Consider the following 17553-nt stretch of genomic DNA (forward strand, 5'->3'; position numbering starts at 1 on the left):
ATCGAACGGGATCATGTCGCACCGCCTTTCGGCCCATAGCCTCGCTCGATCAGCCATGCGGTCAGAAGGCGGGCAGGTTCTCCATCGACATAGGCACAGCCTTCATGTTCGGTGATAGCGGACATCATCAATCCGTCGTCATAAAAGGTTGCGCTCAGAACACAGTCTTCTTCCGTTCCGCGTCGAGTTCGTATCCACTCATACCGAAACTCGTTTTCGGTGTTGGAAATCAGCATACCCTTGCGCAGCGCTTCCCGCCTCTCTTGCTCTTCATCTGCCAAGTCTTGCATTCTGGCTTCGTGCCATGCCTCGTATTCGGCCTGCGCCTTCTCCTCGGCTGGCGTCAGCGGCCTGCCTTTTCTCATGGCTTCCTCCCCTTCCCCTTCACGCGGCTTGCCAGCGCTTTCAGGTACGCGGGCTCCTTTTTCGGAGGCTTCACGTTTTCCTTCAGTGTTCGTTTCTCCGCCGTACTCATGCCGCCACCTGTTCCGGCTCGCCGTCTTCGGATAGTTCCTTCTGCCAGGCCGCAAGGGCTCGGTTCATCCGGTCAGTGGCCGAAACCAGCTGGTGAGCTAGAAAGTCCTGCCTCACGTCGTCCTTGTCGAACAGATCGCCGATAATCAGCGAAAGAGCCGTGGCGTCGTTGATGGCCTGAACCAATCTTTCTTGAGGGCTCATGATGCTTCCTTAAACTTGATGCCGGTGATGTTCTTGCGCAGGATATCTGCGCGCAGGGTGATTTCGTTTTCGCCGCCGTGGCACAGATCCCACGCCTTGATTTCAGGATGGTATTTTCCGAGAACGTAGGACTTGCCGCCCATGAAAACCGTCGCCCCTTCGTGGAAGAGGTCATCGCCAAAGTCCGGAAGTGGCGGCGCGGCTTTCACAACCGTCGGCCATGCATCGCTCAGCGCCTCGCACAATCGCCGGTAATTGTAATGCAGCGGGTTGGTCGCCTTGCTAGCGATGTGCCCTTCGGTCAGAGCTTCAATCACGTCGATTGCGCATGAAAGCTGGTCCAGAGCATCGTCCATCTCGAAAAAGGTCTGTCTGGCCGTTTCGAGTGCGTTCACGTAACTTTCAAGCCCGGTCATGACAAATCCCCCTCAATCAACCGGCCGCCGCGAATAGGAGCGTCAATAACCATCCCGACCACGATTACGCTGTTGCGAGCCACGCCGCCGTGCGGCGACTTAAAGCGCTGTCCGAGCGCCGTCCTGGCGCCGAAGGGACGAAAACCGATATATTCCTGTTCGACGTCCATCAGGCGAATGCGTCCATCGTGTTCGATGATTACGGCGCGCCCAGTTTCGTCATATCGGTTAATGTCCACCCACACCGCTTCGCCGTCGATGACCATGGCGCAAAGGTTGCGCGGCTGATGGTGGCTGGCCCGTATCGTCATATTGTTAGCAACGGGCAAGCCGGTGGCGTTTGCTGGCACGATGTGCTGCATTGTGGGCTCCTCTTGTGGTGTTCCTGATCGGTCGGGCGTGAAAATCTTGGGTTACAAAGGACCTGTGGCCGCGATCGATCAGGAATATCTATTTCGCTTATGGAAGTAACCGTAAGGTACATTTTACTAACCGTCAACCATAAAATAACCGTCACGTATATTTTTCTTGCCGATAAAGCGCCATCGGTTTATTTAATAGACATGATAACCGCTGACCAAATTCGCGCTGCTAGAGCGCTTTTAAACTGGAAGCAAACCGACTTGGCTGCGGCTTCTGGCGTTTCTGAAATGAGTGTTAAGAACCTGGAGAAAGGCCAGACAGATCCTCGGATTAGCACCTTACGTGCCATTGAAGATGCGTTCATTGCCGCTGGCATCGAATTCATTAATGATTCTCAGCGTGAGGGAGCTGCTAAGCTTCGAAAGTGACCTGAGCACAATCTTATCAATTCACCTTGCCGCCCCTATTCCGTGCGTCTAGTTTGGATGACGTTATCTAGGGGGAAAATATGCGTACATTTTTTTATATCGGCGTGGCCGCAATTTTGGCTTCGTCTACCGCATTGGCAGAAAATGGGGATGTGCTGAAGTGCACAGTGAGCAATTTCACTAACAATTCTAATGAAGGAACCACAGACAAGAACTTTGTTGAAGCGAATATGCAGAAAGTGTTCGACATCATTGAGTCGAAGCAGAGTTTCATTGTAGTTGGTAGAAGCAAAGAAATTAAGCCATATACAACGGAATTTAAATTGCTGAAAGACGGTGCTCTTGGTGCATTTGCAATGGCCGATTCAATTGTAGGACTGGAAACACTCACTGTATCTCGCAGTGCTGGAAAAAATGAACCGGTAACTGCAAGCATATCACTGCAATCCAGTGACAGCATCAATAACTGGTTCTTGACTTGCGCCAAGTTAAACTAGGGCCGCCGCCCAAGAGCGCATTGCTGAGAAGTTGGGGAACACGAATTGAAAGTTGGTGCAGCGTTATCAACGTATCGATGGTTTTCCTAGCATTGACGATAACGAACCGTAGTTGAAAGCTGCAGTTAATATGACTGCAGAGCCGTCCTTTGCAACGCAGCCCGGACCGAGTTAACAGCAGCTCCATTGCAGCCTTATTTGCTTTCGTCTCATAGAAGGCGCATCATAATTATCATGACAGTAATTGAAACGGGCGCTGTCGTTCAGGCTTCAAATACCTGGCCCGCAACAAAGGAGGACAAAATGTCTTCCATCGCGTTGAATTCCAGAAACATCACTATGATTTCGCGACTTCTAAGGGAGGCTCGTAAAACCGGCGACACACAAGATTTGCGCACTGATGCTGCACGTTATCTGACACGTCGATTTCAGGAGGGAACACGTGACGAAGGTCGACTACAGATCGCCCTGACACAATTTATCAAGAAACATCGAAGAATGGCAAATGCCGTCGATCGTTGCGATGACGAAGGCGACGCAGTAAAAAGCGAAACGTAATGGCCCTTTCATTTCCAAACCCCAGCAGAAGTTTCGATGATCTTGAGTTGGGCGTGCGATTTGTCGGCTACGATGGAATGACCTCCGTCCCATTTCTAATCGATAAGCCCGCCCTGGAGAAGAATGGCGTCATTGCAGCGACGGAATCATCGCTTCTTGCCGCCTTCGACGCCTCACGGAAACTGATCTACGATGCTGCTCGCGAGGTCTATTCACAGGCTCGGCAAACTTCCTATCGCATCACCGTGGAGGACATGAAGTAGCTTTTTATGCAATGATTGAGCCGATCTGCCGTCGCAATTCAGCCTCAGTTGCTTTGCTCAAATTTAAAGCGCATGGTGCATGTCTCGACAGCTTTTGAAACGGGCGCTGTCGGTTGCGAGTGCATACTCCAGCCCCAATACAAGGAGGACGAAATGTCTTCCAAAATTATCAAGCCCTACTTTGGACCTACCGACTTTCGAATGATGCGTGAAATACTGCGACGCGCCGGCTATCGGCTTTACGATACCGCAGAAAACCGTGCCGCTCACATATCCGCAGCAAGGCTACTCATTCAGGAATTTCAATCTGGACGCTCACCATCGTGAGCGATGCCGCAGGTTTCTCGGCAACATGCCCGTAATAATGTGGAAGTATCTCCAGCGGTGATTTGAACCATCACTGAATTGGTCCGGTAAAAGAATTAGTTAATTCCTCAAAAACAGGAAGTTTTCAAAATGCCCCGTGGTCAGAAAAGAAGTAACCGAGAAATAAGAAAGCCAAAGAAAGATAAGGTCAAGGAGAAAACTGCGTCAACAGATGTTGTTTCAGGTCGCTTTCCTACTCCTGCCAATGACTTGATCAAAACCAAACGGCATTAGTTATAGCTGTGTCTCCCACTTTGCTTGGTGAGGAGACGCAGCCCCTATCGGGGGTACAATCATGCCAACGTCTACATTTAGTTCAATAGGCAATTTGTATTGCGAAGGTAAAAGTCTCGGTTCTGTTGGCTACAGTATTTCCGTACTCACGGAAGGCGAGAGGACGTTTACAAAAGGCGTCATGTGGGCAAGCATGGACATGCTCCGGCAGGCTTATTCAAGCGAGCTCGTTCAGTTATCGTCGGAAAAAGGCGATGGTTTGCTGAGGGTGGACGTACAAAACGTCGGCATTCACGGAAGTGCAGACTTCATTCTTGTGGGAAAGCATACGTTTTAGCGCCACGCATGACTGCTTGGTAATTAATAGACGTAGGAGCCGAGCACCCAGACGACCAATCCGATATCGATGCATATTATGAGGAACGCGATCAGATACACGCTCACTTTACGATCCAACGATTTTGGGACTGACAGTTTCTCCTCGCCAGATTGATCACGTGTCATTGAGACGATACCAGCCCCGACATACCCTCACGAAATATGCCTCTCGGTCCCGAAGCGACGTTGCCGCATGAGAGCTCAAATAGCTTTTCAACCAAGGTATATGCGTCGAGGGCATGTGTTTGGCTAAACATCTCGCGCTGAACGGTTCGCGGACCCTGTTTTCTATCCGCACAATATTCCGGATTGCGGGATAGAGCTGGTTACGGCGAGACCCAATCCTTCGCTCTCTCACCTCAATGCCTGATATCGGGGAACGCAAAGTATCAGCCATGGGCCAACCTCAATCGGAGCCGCTTTCGAGGAGGCCATCGCAAGACCAAGGATTTTGCAGTGACTTGCGGGATCGTATAGCCGCCCTCATTCTCCCAGGCTTCCAGTTCTCGTTGATTGGATTGTGATAGCCGTTGGGCGCGGATTGCCAAAAGCATGTCCAGCATCTGGACGGGATCGTGGCGCCCGTCGCTGAATATCTCACAAAGGTGTTTGGCGGCTTCCAGGCGGGTCTCTGGCTTTTCGCACCCCTCCAACGAATAGCCTGAACGTTGCAGAAAAGCGCGAAGCAAAGGGAAGTCTTCAGGGCCAAAGTAGGGCAGGTGTGAAGCGGAAGACATCGCGTGTCTCCCTTCATTTTTGGGGCCGGAGATTGTTCTCTCCCGACGACAGCGCCCGTTCCAAAAGCTGTGGATAATAAACAGTGCGCCTTTTCGAGTTAAAGCGCAAGCAGGCATTTGATATTTATGTATTTAGAAATAATCCGCTCAAAAATTTTTTAACTATTCATGATCAGGAGAAAATCAACGCGTCGCCTTATACTCTTGCATCCTCTCGATTTCATGAATGAATTGTTCAGCATACTGAGCTGTATTAACGTAGTCCTGTTCATTGGAGCCAAGAATATGATGTCGCGTGAATACCGCCTTTAGTCGATCCAGAAATTTGGGTTCAGTTTCAGCCAGATGCCCGATGAGAACCTGAAGTATCTGCTCATGTGCAAGAACCTTTCGTTCTAGAGCTGTGGTGTCATTATCCATTGCGTTTGCTCCTCGGTAAAGAATGGCGCGGCGACCGGGAACGTGAGAATCCACCGCAAGAACGCCGAAGAATGTTCGCAAGCTGCGTCCAATCCTTTGATGGAGAGGTCATCTGTTCATGAGCGTTTCTTAGGTCGCTTCTGCTGGCCGTCGTGTCCTCATCGTGACGTGGGCGTACAGAAATAGTTTCCAATCCAATGTTACGATTACGTTGTTTTTTCATGATAGCCTCCTCATTAGGCTTCCCCGCCACACTAAAGCGCCTTGGCGAGTTCATTGCCGCACGCAGTAGCGAGCGCGGTATTGGGTTGCTGTGCTCCCAACGGTGTGGCCCAACCTGACTTCTCAATAAGAGTACGGCGAGAGTAAGCTGGGGCAGCCTTAAACTCAGCCAGGATGTTCACAACAGCCGGATCGTTTCTTGATTTTTCAAGACAGTAAGGTGTCAGCGCAAGCGCCACACCGTCGGATATGTTGGATGCAATCCGGCGCTCAGAAGTGCCTTGTGTGACCCATCCACCTACGGAAAACCCGATAGCAATTGCTGCAATGGCACCAACCGATGCGCCGCCGAGTGCGGGCTTTAACCATTCAAACTTGTTCATGATGGTATCCGATCTTCAATGATCGAACGCACATAATTATGCGTTGGATTTTGATTATAGCACCAACGCAATCTACTTTCGCGCGAATTCTTTATTCATTTTAATTCTGAGTTGTCTTGCGGCGCCGAAGTGAATTTTTATGCCTACATAATTTTCCGAGCCGAGCAGGCGTCCACTGCTAGTACCCACCTTTTCCAGGCGTGGCCTTACTGGTTGGGAGATTTACGGGCTTTGCAGAATATATATTTCGGTGTGCTCGTTATTGGAACATAGCCACCGCTAGCTCGTTATGCTGAAAATGATTGCGGCGTTGGGTGCATGACAAACCAAACAGAACTATGCCATTCGGTGAGACGATTTGCTGCCGGCGTGAGACGTCGTGATCTTCCATCGCAAGCTATAGCAGAGGCGTTGAAAGACGGTTTTGCGGTGACATGCTCCAACAATAATGAAAACACGATTTCGGAGCTTTTGGCGCGCTTGGAGGCTGCGGAGAGAAAACATCGCGAGTGAATCGCGGCTTGATTTTCTCCTTTCGAGGAATAAAATTTGCTTGCCGATGACATATGACTTCCAACCCCGCACCTTGATGCTGCGGGGTTCTTTTTAGGTAGAGTCAGCCCAGCGCGGACGAAATCCTTGCGTTTGCGTCAGGACATTGGATACACTGCCCCTAAGTCACCTTAATTGTTCGCTTGCTATCCAGGCACTATCCGTCCACCATGGGTTGTCAGCGATTTAATTGATTACGGGCTTCGCTGACACGGGTTGAATTGCCCTTGCCCGCAATTTGAAAGGAGGACGCTATGTCTTCCATTATCTATAATGGCGATTTTCACTCAAACCATCGCATTCTAAAGCAGATGATTATTAAGGCCGGCTATCTCACGTCCAGGATGAAGCCCCTACCAGGACCCCATTATAATGAGTCAGCGTTAATTCTGAAGAGTTTTATGGCTGGAGTAATGGGCGACATTCAAACGATCCCAGGTCCGCGGACGGAAGCGTCTTCCGCTTATGGCACGGCTTAACCATTATTGTTTGGTGGGGCCCAAATAGGGCCTCTCAAATAATAAATTGAAATCGTTATACCCCCCGTAAAAACAACGGGAATGTTAAGATATTTAAGTATTTTTATAATTTAAATTAGCTGAACCATATTAAAAATTTGACAAACATTATTAAAATTGCTAAAAGATGGCATCGAGATTTTCTTGTTGAGCTTAACTTTCTGCACGATTAGCGCCGTGCGTTGACGAAAACTCCCTTTAAAAAATCGTTTCATCTCTGCGTTTGTTTCAAATGCAGCTATCAATATTTCTATGAGAGGGGTTCCAATGAACACCGGCACAGTTAAATGGTTTAATACAGCAAAGGGCTTTGGGTTTATTCAGCCTGAGAATGGCGGCGGCGATGCGTTTGTTCATATCTCTGCGGTTGAACGCGCAGGTATGTACTCGCTGACCGAAGGCCAGAAGCTTACTTATGATCTGGAGCAGGATCGCAAGTCCGGCAAAATGTCGGCCTGCAACCTGCAAGCTGCTTAAATCGCTGATTTTCTTTCCTTTGACCACGGATGTACTGGCACTGTCGAAAGAATTTGACTTAGGGTCGGGCCATTGCCCGACCTTTTTTATTTACCTTTAAAAAGGATTACAACAATTGCCCCAAGATCCACGCGGCTCCTTTACGAAACATACTCTTTTCAAGCCCGTCCCTTCCTCTCGGGAGTCGGTCGCTTCACGCACCAATAAAGCCGTGCGTACTATTCTCGACGCGGAAGCAGACGAGCGGGTTGCCAAGACGCTGCGCTTGCGAAAACAACGCCAAGAGATGGAGAGCATTATGCCGCCACCCTCAAAAAAGGGCTTGCGCAATAGCCGGTAGCGTTGAGCTTACACAACTTCGTTATGACCCGATTTGCAATATTTGACGGATTTCCGGGATGATTAGGTTCATGCGCATATACATCACCGCGAGCTCTTTTGGTGTTGAACAATGCCGTGCTTCTAGCAATCGTTGGACATGTGCAAAAATATATGACATACACGCGTCACGAGAACAAAATAGCAACATTTCTCATGGAGATTTGAAACGATTATGGCCATTAAGTTTACGAGCACTCCTGACCGCCCTGCAGAACCTAAAACTGGCAGTCTCTCAAAAAAGAAGAGCCAAACCAAGGCGGACAATAATCCGGAGTTGGACCTTAACACCAACGGAAAGTAAAATTAAATGACCAATGCGCGGCTTATCGTGGTTGCAGCATTCGACCGTAATGCAGACGGCGAGTTGGTTCCGGCGTTCGAACCCATGGCATTTGAAACAGAGAGCCGTGCGTTACGTGCAGCGCAATCGCTGGAAGGCAAACATGTCGGTGTAGTCGCGTGGAGCCGCGAAGCAGATCCCCACGTTGGAGAATATGGACCGCCTGCTGTTCTGTTTCAGTGGGGAGATATACCTTACATGGAATAAGGCTTCATGACCCGCCCAGCGGGGGCTGGGCTTGTTAGCAGTACCCATTTAAAAGACTCTCCGGGAAGAAATTGATCTTGTTCAGATCGTATCGTAGTATTGGGCGGCGTAATTGCCGCTCTCGTCTTCACGTGCTTTATGGTGTAGCGACTTCCTCGTTGAAACGCTTTATGTGTAAGCCAAAACCGCCCCAGCAAAGCCAGGCGCGATCTTTGCGGATAGATGAAATATCTAGAATGGAATCTCGTCATCCAGATCGCGGCTGAACCCACGCCCGAAGTCAGGGCCTGATTTCTTTTTCTCTTCTGCGCGAGGCGGAATAAGCGCAGCTGGTTTTTCGACTGGTGGCAGTCGTCGGCGTTCGTCTTCGTCAATTTTTTCTTTTCCGATAGTCTGCATGATCTGATTAATCATCTTGACTGACACGTCATAAGTGCCCGCCAAAGCACCAGGAACTGCGAGGATTTCTATCGCCACCCGCGCGACTGCAAGAATGTTTATTCTGCTCTTTTCAAGATCCTTCTCGAATTCATCCAAGCGTGCACGAAGCCGCGCACGCGTACGCTCGTCGCATTCTGAGCGTTCCAACGCCTCTCGTAGATGATGCAGCTTTGTTCGGATGTTCTCCTTGGCGGCAGGCGATAAACCAACGGTTTCTTGACGCTTCGCAATGCGGCTATCCAGTAGCAGCTGCGTCATATAATGATCTAGGCTCAGGACCCATTGATTTGAGAATGAAGAGCTGATTCAGTTTCGCTTGAGGAGACTGAACGATGAGCAATCTTTACTGGCTGAGCGAAGGACAGATGTCACGCCTTCGCCCCTTTTTTCCCAAGAGCCATGGACGACCACGCGTTGATGACAGACGTGTCTTGAGTGGAATTATCTTCATTCTTCGCAATGGGTTACGGTGGTGTGATGCCCCTCGGGAATACGGGCCTTGTAAAACGCTCTATAATCGTTGGAACCGTTGGTGTCACAAGGGGATATTTGCTCAGATATTAGAAGGTCTGTCTTCCAAATCGTCGGTTGGAAAGACTGTCATGATGGATGCGACCTATTTGAAAGCTCACCGCACGGCTTCAAGCCTACGGTTAAAAAAGGGGGCGATGGACGACTGATCGGCCGGACAAAAGGTGGCATGAATACCAAGTTGCATGCCGTCACTGACGCGCAAGGGCGCCCCATCAGGTTACACGTCACGGCGGGACAAATCAGCGACTACACCGGAGCTGCAGCCTTAATCGAGGCGTTACCGAAGGTCGACTGGCTTCTTGCCGATAGAGGCTATGATGCTGACTGGTTCAGAAAACGGTTAAAAGACAAAGAGATAAAGCCGTGCATCCCGGGTCGCAAAAACCGTAAGAAGCCTATCAAGTATGACAAACGTCGATACAAGCGGCGTAATCGTATCGAAATCATGTTTGGCAGACTGAAAGACTGGCGAAGAATTGCTACCCGTTATGATCGCTGCCCGGTCGTGTTCCGTGCAGCAATAGATCTCGCAGCAGCCGTTATATTCTGGCTCGGAAAGCAATGAGTCCTGAGCCTAGCAGCCCGCCGCACCGGATCGACATCGAGATGCGCGTAACGCTGTGTCGTCGATGCCTGCGAATGACCAAGCAGTTTCCCGATGACCGGCAGCCCCAAACCGCCTCCAGCCCCAATTGAAGCGTATGTGTGGCGCAAGTCGTGGATTCGCAGTCCCTTCAAACCAGCACGCGCGGAAATCATCGCCCATGGCTTTTTGATATCGTGGCGCGGTTTTTCGTCTGGCAGGCCAGCGCTGTCGCTGGCCACAACATATTCTCCAACCTGGGATATCGACTTTATCACCTCGATCGCCGCGTCAGACAGCACGACCGTTTTACGGCCCGTTTTGGAGTCAGGCAGGAATAGTAGGCCGCGCTCGAAGTCCACCTCTGACCAGCGCAGATGGAGGATTTCCCGCAGTCGGCAGCCTGTGAGCAACAGCAGGCGGATGGCGCCAGTTATGTGAGGGCCATAGACGACATGGCGTTGATGCCCCTGCTTGCGATGCCGGCTGTTCTCCCCGTCGCCTTCTACATCGTATGGGATACCGGTTGTCTCAGCCTCGATCAGCGCTGCACCCAAGCGCTCCAGTTCCTCGCCGGTCAAAAAACGTTCGCGCGGAGTTTCATCAAAGCGCTCTATTTTCTGGGTTGGATTTAGCCCCTCCTTGATCAAGCCTAGATCGCCCGCCCAATTGAACATCTTCGATAGCACAGATAGCATCTTATTGGCGGCATACGGTCCGCCCGTGCCATCGGCCCGCTTCTCCGAAACCCTGTTATGAAGCTTCGTTAGATCGGCGCGCGTCACCTTTTCGGCGGCCTTCTTTCCGATGGCCGGTTTTATGTGGGTCTCGATGATCCCCTCATAGCCCTCGACGCTATTCTCTTTCCGCTTCTTCCTGACGTGATCACGCATGAAGCGATCGGCAATCTCAGCAACGCTCAGTGCGGCCCGCTCGCCAGCCCGGTCAGCAGCCGGATCGCCACCCAGCGATACCGATGCCAGTACTTTCTCCGCAGCAGTTCGCGCTTGATCTGGCGACAATTCAATTCCACCGATGCGCATCCGCTTCTTTGTCACGGAGCGTCCACCAGCGCCTGGTCGGTATTCCACGATCCATGATTTTGTGCCAGTCGGTGCTACTTTCATCCCAAAGCCTGCGAGTGTTTCATCGTAGTAGAATGTCGTCTTTTCCGGCGTCATAATTGCTTTCACCGTCTTCTGGTTTATTTTTATTACAGGCATCAGCCGACCCCATCAATTTCGTTCTAGTAGCCACCCAGTAGCCACCGAAGCCTATTACAGGCTGAAAAAGAAAGAAACAGGAAAGGTCGACAAACAAATTTTATCCTTGTTTTTCAGCTAGATATGAAACTACTGGAAAAATCCGGAAACTCGCCTGATCTAATTCGTAATGATGGGGTCAGGTGTTCGAGTCACCTAAGCGGCACCAGTTATTTCAATAATTTAGCTGTTCTTCATATTTTCCATATTGATGCTAGTAATCAAATAGCAGTCAAACTTGATAAGCGTAATTTGCTGTAGCGCGCAAAATCGCGTGGCAGCGCGCGCAAGATCGGATGGCAACAGTTTTACGATGTCAAAGAACTGAGTTTGAGGCTCGTTAAAGGCTGCTTGAAGGGATGGTCAAGAGCCGCCGCTGATTATGACTTCCCGTACCGACTTGCCCTTGCCGCCAGCAGCCGTGTAGGTCAGCGTCACGTCCTCGATGTTGAAGGCGGAAAAGATCGATCGGATTTCCGGCACGTCGTTGATCGACAGAATGAACCGGCCTTTGATGCGCACCAGCCGCTCGGCCATCACCTCGTATTGGTCCCGGTTGAATAGCTCCTTCCCGTAATAGTCCTCTGTGCCCCAATAAGGCGGATCGAGATAGAAGAGCGTTTCCGGCCGGTCATAACGATCAAGGAACACCTGCCAGTCGAGGTTTTCAATCACCACGGAAGAAAGCCGTTCATGCACGTCCTGAAGAAGTGGTGCGAGCGTAGTGAGGTTGAAACGCGAGCCGCTGTCACGGTTCACACCGAACGATCGCCCAGCCACCTTGCCACCGAACGTCAGGCGCTGGAGGTACAGAAAGCGTGCAGCGCGTTCCAGATCGGTGAGCGTGGCCGGGTCGCTGGCCTTCAGGCGCTCGAATTCCTGACGGCTGGTGATTTGGAAGCGCAGCGTATCCATGAATTGCGGATAGTGGCGCTGCAGGATGCGAAACAGGTTCACCACGTCGCCAGAGCGGTCATTGATGAACTCGGCTCGAGGTGCCGAGGTGCGCCTGAAGAACACACCGCCCATGCCGACGAACGGCTCCGCATATATAGAGTGCGGTGCTAACGCGATCTGATCACAGATGCGCCGTGCAAGCTGACGCTTGCCACCGATATAGGCTGCTGGTGGGGAAACCGGATCAACAGCTATAAATTCAGCCTTCTGGCTCATGTACGTTCTTTCGAGAATCGGTCACAAGCAATTGCCCGTATGGGCAAGGATGCGACGGTTATCTCTGACGGCTGTCGGGCGGGTTCTATCTTGGCGGATTGCCCCGCTGCCACGAATTGACGTGGCCGTCCCTAGCTCGGCTTCTGGCTGAGAAACTCCAGTTCGGTTCGTGTGAGGATTTCCCGATCACGCAAGGTCAGATCGCCGACCAGCTTTTGGCCTGTCAGATCGGGCCAATATTCGCCCGATCCAAGCTTCCAGAGATGGCGCATAGGCAGACTGTTCACGACATGGCTGTGAGGCGGATAAACCTCGATCGCAACAGCGTCAGGGCCGAAATGCTCATTCTTCAACGCCTGAAGCTCATCCCATGTGATGGTGCCGTCATGCTCGACCGACATCAGGCCGCGCAGCTCGTCCAGCAAAACACCGATAACGGCCGTCATGGCTGCACCTGCACCGATGGCCAAGTAACAGCCTCGACAACGGCACGTGCTGCAACTTCATCGTCCGCAGCATCAATGTCACGTTTCGCGCCAAGACGTGCGCTCTCGATCGCAGCGCCGATATACTGCCACTGTGCGAAGGCAGCGAGAATGACGTCAGCGACCTCCGCAAGCGTCGAAGCGGTAATGCCCACTTCGGACGAAAGAAGCGGATAATCCAGCGCCTGTGGATCGGTGGCGGTCTTGAATGCCTTCGCCTCGGCAATCTTTTGCTGATAAGTCATGGCCTGACCGTCGCCGGGCGTAATGTACTTCAGGCGTTCCACTTCCGCAGCCTGATCGACATCGGCCTTCAACGCCGCCTTGATGGCGTCGAGCGTGACTGCCGGATCAGTGTCGCCAACTTCAACTTCCGCGTCGGCGAGCGCCTGAAGGGCTTCATCAAAAGATGGATGCTCTGCAGGAATGACACCGCCTCCGGTATCTGAACGCCATTGAAGCGCACCGTCCGCATCGACCCACGCCGTTTTTGCCTCACTGAAATTCATATCGAGTGCTCCTAGAAGTCCGCGTCGAGGGTGATTTCGTATTCCAGCACGACATCGCCTGCCGCCACCGATTGGAAGGTAATCTGCACGCCCGATGGATAGGACGCGGCCGCAGCGATGCTTTTCGCGTTGGACGAAGTCGAGACATTCCAGCCAATCTGTGGTGCTTGCATCATTTCGTTTCGGGACATGACCATGTCGCTGAAGTACTGGTTGGCCGCAGTTGCGGTGAAAGTGACGCGTCGCCGAAGCCGCTGGTAGTAGCGATCAAGGATCATGCTCTCGATGTACGGCTGATTAGGTGCGTAGAGCGTGGGCTTCTTCCCGCGCTCACATTTCAGCCGTCCGATCTTGATCGCGGTCACAGCCACGATGGTGATTTCGAGATTCGGGCCGATAGGCGAGTTCGAGAAATCGAAAACACAGTATTTTCGGCCCGACTGCGCATCATTCTTGTCAAGGTGGATCGTCGTCGGCGCTAACTGCGAACCGGCAAAAGTAATGTCCACGGTCCCCTCGGTTACGAGCGCCGACAGCACGCCCGCGTCAAAATTCGGTGCTTCAAGGATGGTCTTTATCTTGGCTCCAGCGGGCAAGGTCAGAAGCGGTTGGCTCAAGCCGTTCACTTCCCATGTGGCCGTGATGGCCTGTCCCGTGACGTTTTTCCAGTGATCGAACCAGTAGCTGTTTGAAGCCCAGGTGAAGTTTTGACGGGAGGCAATTGGGAACCGCCGCGAGTGCGTGAACCACGAATTGAAGATCAGATTGTCGAGGCCAGCGGGCGGCACAACGGCCTGGCGCAATCCCGACGGCGTCAAGGCCCCCTTGTCATCATCGAAATCCATCGGATCGGCGGCAAGCTTGATGAGACCGGCAAGCGTCTTGCTGGCAGTCAGTTCGGCATAAACGCCATTGAGGCGCATGAATACCCGGCCGTCAGCAAGGCTCACGGCGTGGCCGTTGCGGGCCGCGAAGATATTCCAGGCCGCTCCGGTCCATTCAGCGATGCTCTGCGACTTTCCCGCCCACGCGCCGGTCGCGTTGGCTGGAATGACATAGGCTTCACCGACTTCAGGCTCGGCCGGAGGTGCAGTGACAGTCAGGGACTTCACCGGCATCCACGCGACACGATTGCCGAAGCCCGGAGCAACAATGCGCAGAAGCGCTTCGTAAAGCTGTTGCTGGTTGCCTTCGTCCAGGACGATGCCAGAGGCTTCAATGACCTTGCAAAGTTCCTCCTGTACGTCATTGAGAAACTTGTCGGTCACTTCGGTGCCGCTGACGCCAGCCTGCGCATTCTGAGAGCGAAAGCCTCTGCGGCCTCCACCAATATCGACGGTATCTGCACCGTTGATGCGTTCCATGTCAGGTCTCCAGATACGAGAAAACAAGTTGCGTGTGAGCGGGCTTCAGGCGGCGCAGCTCACATTCGACATCGCTGAGTTCGATACCGCCGAGCGTTTGACCGGCCTGATTGACGCCAGCGCGGAAAATCCATTCCGAGATAAGCTGAAGCTTCACACGCCACGTGAACTGCTCACCATCGGCAATCAGCGCCTGACCGGCGCGAAGTACTCCGGCCTTGGAAGGCCAGAATTCCTCGATCTCGATGGTATGACCAAGGCTTTCGGCGAGCTTGACGAAATAGGGAATGCTGGCTCCGCCCTTGGCAATCCAGCGCTGGTGTGCTCGGCGCTGGCGCTGCTCAAGCGTCTGGCTGCCCAGATCGCGCCCGCAGGGATCAGGTCCAAGCACACGCTCGAAATCCGGCAACAGGGCATTGGCAGTGCGCGGATCGACCTCATCCATCAGGTTTTGCGCATCGGCTTCAGCCTGCACAAGCACCTTGGCGATGCTGTTGAGGATGGCGTCCAGAACGCCTTCACGCTTTCCAAGCGCAAAGCCACGCGGCAGCTTGCCGATCAGACTGGCAAGGATGGAGGACTGCGGCCGGGTCATTGCGGGTCCTCAAATGTAATCGTACCTGGAAGCGGATACTGATCGCGATCCAGTGTGAACGGTGCTGACGGGACGATCAGATCGTGAGCGTATTCACCTGACGCGGCCGAGATCGCCTCGGATATACGTGATGGCTCGATGCGGGCACCAATCGGGCTGTCGTTCTGATCGTCGCTCTCATCGCCGATCGTTGCGATAAAGGCCGCATATGCTTCTTCAACGGCGGCGCGTGTTGCGATGGTATCGGGCCGAACGCGGACGGTGATCGGGATGGCCCGCATTTCAGCAGGCACAATGACGACATGAGCCGTGACCGGACGAACGCCAGAAGAGGAACCGGGGCCACCCAGATAGGCAAGCATCTCGGTCATTTCCGATTCAGTCGGCGCGCGGGCGGACGCATTGTCCTTCATGGCAACGATGACACCAACCGACCCGCGACCGATCCAGTCCGTCTCGGGCTTGACGGCGCGAACGTCGAATTTCTCGCGGAGCCACATCCGGTAGTCGAAGCCAGCCCCGCCGTGTGGACGTTGGCGGATATAGGCCATGGTGGCCGCAGCGAGTTCTTCTGGCGTTTCAGCCTCAGCGCCACCGGCAATTCCGCCATCAGCGATCGCGATACGGTTGATTTCAGGAAACGCGGTCACGGTGCGCAGCCGGATGCCAGCTTCCAGATTGCCCGAAGGACCGGCAACTGTTGCAATGACCGAAACCGAAACGCCGCCATTGGCACCGATTACCGCTGTTTCCGTGGTCTTGAAAATCGTGCCATCCGAACCGGCGATTTCCAGATCAGCGGGAAGCTGAGTGCCTGCCGCACCTTCAATATCGACCTTACCCACGGCAAAGGTCGCGGGCCGAGCGACAACGCCCCAGATATCGGCGTGCCGTGGGACGAACTCATCTTCGGCCGTATCAACAAAGTACTGTCTGCCCCACCATGCGACATGATCGTGGATCTCGCGCGCTTCCAGTGCGACGGCGCGGCCGATCATGGCGAGCGTTCCGCGTGCCGAACGAACGGCACGGGAAATCGCCAGTGGATCGACCAGAGGCCGCACAACGGAAATGCTGAACTCCATGGCCGAGGCGATACGTTCAGCGATGGTCTTTGCGGATGGAACGGGCCAAGGCATCAGGCAGTCCTCCGGCCGGAAAGAGCGGTATCATCGACCAGGACGCGCCAGCCGAGCATTTGCGGCGCGACCCATTCCGTCTCGATCTCGGCTGGAATGCCGGTATCGGAGGTCACCCATTCAAGGCTTTCGGCAAGCCAGCTCTGGTAAAGAAGGCGGGTGGTTTCGGTTTCCTTGGCGCGATCAAGCAGCCAGCAACGCGAACCGATACGCTCACCATAGGGATCGAGCGCATCGGCAGCAGCACCGCGACGGACATCGATGCCAGACCCTGTCAGAAACTGTGATCGACCTTCGGGCAGTGGATCGTCTGGATTGGCGCGGCGATCAAGGCCGATAGAAAGAAGCACCGGCGTGATCGGGGTTTCATCAATGACGAGATCGCCATCCGCACCGATCTCCAGATCAGCGCGGCGGGTTTCCGGGTCATAGATGAGTGCCACATCGTAAAACATGGCCCGGTTCTATCGCGCGCGCGCGAAAACCATCATGCCCACCGACGCGGGCACGAAACAGATTAACCTTGGGGAGGTCCACTGGTCCCGCTTCCGGGAACCACACCAATGTGTATGTGGGTTTTGTCTATCACCACACCATCGTGGGTAATCGTTCCGCCATCGATATCAACACCGCCCGGCGAGACCGTCACGGTAACGCCACCAACCTTCAGAACGATCGACGCTCCGGCCTGAATGCTGACGGTTCCGTCTGCACCTACAAGAATGCCGTCGCCGTGCTGATTATAAAGTGCCGTTTCACCCGGCTTCAGCCCACCCATACGAGCGGATGGATTACCGACCGGCAACAGTACGATGTCATCCTCATTGCCGCCAATGGCCACCGCTACGGCGAGCGCGCCGTCTTCCGGTGCCGAGGTCGCCAGCCCGTAAGGCTGCATGATCTCGACCTTGTCGCGCCAGATGCCAGGAGCAACTTCCACAGAGGCGGTCTGTGTTTCGCCATCGTCATTGACGTTCTTCAGAACGACGCGGCGAACGATCCCACGAACCTTGCTGGCAGTTTCATGATCCATGGTTGACCTCACGTTGT

Annotated in this window: 25 protein-coding genes; 8 read left to right on the forward strand and 17 right to left on the reverse strand. The window is 53.2% G+C overall.

The features are described 5' to 3' along the window. Positions 1 to 11 precede the first annotated feature (11 nt). The 4 genes from MKS82_RS22005 to MKS82_RS22020 all read right to left on the reverse strand — a co-directional run bounded on the left by MKS82_RS22005 (position 12) and on the right by MKS82_RS22020 (position 1456). Entirely contained in the window at positions 12 to 365 is a 354-nt protein-coding gene (locus tag MKS82_RS22005; RefSeq protein ID WP_109989360.1) for a hypothetical protein, read from the reverse strand. A 106-nt stretch (positions 366 to 471) separates the two neighbouring features. Then, positions 472 to 678: a hypothetical protein gene (locus MKS82_RS22010; RefSeq protein ID WP_109989359.1), complete on the reverse strand. Its 207-nt coding sequence runs from the start codon at positions 676 to 678 to the stop codon at positions 472 to 474. After that, complete coding sequence (locus MKS82_RS22015; RefSeq protein WP_109989358.1) at positions 675 to 1094, reverse strand: hypothetical protein; 420 nt, start codon at positions 1092 to 1094, stop codon at positions 675 to 677. Before MKS82_RS22015 ends, MKS82_RS22010 begins: the two co-directional genes overlap by 4 nt. Beyond that, a complete protein-coding gene (locus MKS82_RS22020; RefSeq protein WP_109989357.1) occupies positions 1091 to 1456 on the reverse strand; it encodes a hypothetical protein in 366 nt (121 codons plus the stop codon). The genes MKS82_RS22015 and MKS82_RS22020 overlap by 4 nt, the downstream gene beginning before the upstream one ends. Positions 1457 to 1555: 99 nt before the next feature. Here MKS82_RS22020 and MKS82_RS22025 point away from each other — a divergent pair, with 99 nt between their 5' ends. From MKS82_RS22025 to MKS82_RS22045, 5 genes are all read left to right on the forward strand, one after another. Further along, positions 1556 to 1885: a helix-turn-helix domain-containing protein gene (locus MKS82_RS22025; RefSeq protein WP_240579253.1), complete on the forward strand. Its 330-nt coding sequence runs from the start codon at positions 1556 to 1558 to the stop codon at positions 1883 to 1885. Positions 1886 to 1965: 80 nt separating this feature from the next. Further along, positions 1966 to 2382 carry a hypothetical protein gene (locus MKS82_RS22030; protein ID WP_109989356.1) on the forward strand — a complete coding sequence of 139 codons (417 nt, stop codon included), beginning with the start codon at positions 1966 to 1968 and terminating at the stop codon, positions 2380 to 2382. Between the two features lie 303 nt (positions 2383 to 2685). Next, complete coding sequence (locus MKS82_RS22035; protein ID WP_146206498.1) at positions 2686 to 2940, forward strand: hypothetical protein; 255 nt, start codon at positions 2686 to 2688, stop codon at positions 2938 to 2940. Then, positions 2940 to 3203, forward strand: coding sequence for a DUF1488 family protein (locus MKS82_RS22040; protein WP_109989354.1), 264 nt, complete (start codon positions 2940 to 2942; stop codon positions 3201 to 3203). Before MKS82_RS22035 ends, MKS82_RS22040 begins: the two co-directional genes overlap by 1 nt. Before the next feature lie 153 nt (positions 3204 to 3356). Further along, entirely contained in the window at positions 3357 to 3530 is a 174-nt protein-coding gene (locus MKS82_RS22045; RefSeq protein ID WP_181394330.1) for a hypothetical protein, read from the forward strand. A 1040-nt stretch (positions 3531 to 4570) separates the two neighbouring features. Here MKS82_RS22045 and MKS82_RS22050 read toward each other — a convergent pair. From MKS82_RS22050 to MKS82_RS22060, 3 genes are all read right to left on the reverse strand, one after another. Then, positions 4571 to 4918 (reverse strand): hypothetical protein, encoded by a 348-nt coding sequence (locus tag MKS82_RS22050; protein WP_109989353.1) that lies wholly within the window; start codon positions 4916 to 4918, stop codon positions 4571 to 4573. Between the two features lie 183 nt (positions 4919 to 5101). After that, positions 5102 to 5338 carry a hypothetical protein gene (locus tag MKS82_RS22055; RefSeq protein ID WP_109989352.1) on the reverse strand — a complete coding sequence of 79 codons (237 nt, stop codon included), beginning with the start codon at positions 5336 to 5338 and terminating at the stop codon, positions 5102 to 5104. Between the two features lie 254 nt (positions 5339 to 5592). Then, on the reverse strand, positions 5593 to 5943 hold the full coding sequence (locus MKS82_RS22060; protein ID WP_109989351.1) for a hypothetical protein: 351 nt from the start codon (positions 5941 to 5943) through the stop codon (positions 5593 to 5595). Between the two features lie 1337 nt (positions 5944 to 7280). Between MKS82_RS22060 and MKS82_RS22065 the strand changes: the two genes are divergently transcribed. Continuing rightward, positions 7281 to 7490: a cold-shock protein gene (locus MKS82_RS22065; protein ID WP_010661715.1), complete on the forward strand. Its 210-nt coding sequence runs from the start codon at positions 7281 to 7283 to the stop codon at positions 7488 to 7490. 688 nt (positions 7491 to 8178) lie between these two features. Beyond that, the gene (locus MKS82_RS22070; RefSeq protein ID WP_109989349.1) at positions 8179 to 8418 is read left to right on the forward strand and encodes a hypothetical protein; all 240 of its coding nucleotides are present in this window, start codon (positions 8179 to 8181) and stop codon (positions 8416 to 8418) included. 231 nt (positions 8419 to 8649) lie between these two features. On the opposite strand, the gene MKS82_RS22075 is transcribed toward MKS82_RS22070, so the two are convergent. Then, the gene (locus MKS82_RS22075; RefSeq protein WP_240579254.1) at positions 8650 to 9117 is read right to left on the reverse strand and encodes a hypothetical protein; all 468 of its coding nucleotides are present in this window, start codon (positions 9115 to 9117) and stop codon (positions 8650 to 8652) included. A gap of 74 nt (positions 9118 to 9191) precedes the next feature. Between MKS82_RS22075 and MKS82_RS22080 the strand changes: the two genes are divergently transcribed. Beyond that, positions 9192 to 9958 (forward strand): IS5 family transposase gene (locus MKS82_RS22080; protein ID WP_100652673.1). Its coding sequence is split into 2 segments (ribosomal slippage): positions 9192 to 9512 and positions 9515 to 9958, totalling 765 coding nucleotides; the frame shifts between segments, so codons are not numbered across the junction. On the opposite strand, the gene MKS82_RS22085 is transcribed toward MKS82_RS22080, so the two are convergent. The 9 genes from MKS82_RS22085 to MKS82_RS22125 form a co-directional block, all read right to left on the reverse strand. After that, a complete protein-coding gene (locus MKS82_RS22085; protein WP_240579255.1) occupies positions 9880 to 11199 on the reverse strand; it encodes a tyrosine-type recombinase/integrase in 1320 nt (439 codons plus the stop codon). The genes MKS82_RS22080 and MKS82_RS22085 overlap by 79 nt on opposite strands. A 402-nt stretch (positions 11200 to 11601) precedes the next feature. Continuing rightward, a complete protein-coding gene (locus tag MKS82_RS22090; protein WP_240579256.1) occupies positions 11602 to 12411 on the reverse strand; it encodes a DNA adenine methylase in 810 nt (269 codons plus the stop codon). 131 nt (positions 12412 to 12542) lie between these two features. Further along, entirely contained in the window at positions 12543 to 12857 is a 315-nt protein-coding gene (locus MKS82_RS22095) for a DUF7694 domain-containing protein (RefSeq protein ID WP_240579257.1), read from the reverse strand. Then, positions 12854 to 13405 carry a hypothetical protein gene (locus MKS82_RS22100; protein ID WP_240579258.1) on the reverse strand — a complete coding sequence of 184 codons (552 nt, stop codon included), beginning with the start codon at positions 13403 to 13405 and terminating at the stop codon, positions 12854 to 12856. Before MKS82_RS22100 ends, MKS82_RS22095 begins: the two co-directional genes overlap by 4 nt. Before the next feature lie 11 nt (positions 13406 to 13416). Continuing rightward, complete coding sequence (locus MKS82_RS22105) at positions 13417 to 14769, reverse strand: DUF2793 domain-containing protein (protein ID WP_240579259.1); 1353 nt, start codon at positions 14767 to 14769, stop codon at positions 13417 to 13419. Position 14770: 1 nt separating this feature from the next. Beyond that, on the reverse strand, positions 14771 to 15364 hold the full coding sequence (locus tag MKS82_RS22110) for a putative phage tail protein (protein ID WP_240579260.1): 594 nt from the start codon (positions 15362 to 15364) through the stop codon (positions 14771 to 14773). After that, a complete protein-coding gene (locus tag MKS82_RS22115; protein WP_240579261.1) occupies positions 15361 to 16503 on the reverse strand; it encodes a baseplate J/gp47 family protein in 1143 nt (380 codons plus the stop codon). Before MKS82_RS22115 ends, MKS82_RS22110 begins: the two co-directional genes overlap by 4 nt. Further along, positions 16503 to 16958 carry a phage GP46 family protein gene (locus tag MKS82_RS22120; RefSeq protein WP_240579262.1) on the reverse strand — a complete coding sequence of 152 codons (456 nt, stop codon included), beginning with the start codon at positions 16956 to 16958 and terminating at the stop codon, positions 16503 to 16505. The genes MKS82_RS22115 and MKS82_RS22120 overlap by 1 nt, the downstream gene beginning before the upstream one ends. 62 nt (positions 16959 to 17020) lie before the next feature. Beyond that, positions 17021 to 17536, reverse strand: coding sequence for a phage baseplate assembly protein domain-containing protein (locus tag MKS82_RS22125; RefSeq protein WP_094543809.1), 516 nt, complete (start codon positions 17534 to 17536; stop codon positions 17021 to 17023). Between the last annotated feature and the right edge of the window lie 17 nt (positions 17537 to 17553).

It is taken from the genome of Ochrobactrum sp. A-1 (assembly GCF_022488005.1).
Classification (GTDB): domain Bacteria; phylum Pseudomonadota; class Alphaproteobacteria; order Rhizobiales; family Rhizobiaceae; genus Brucella.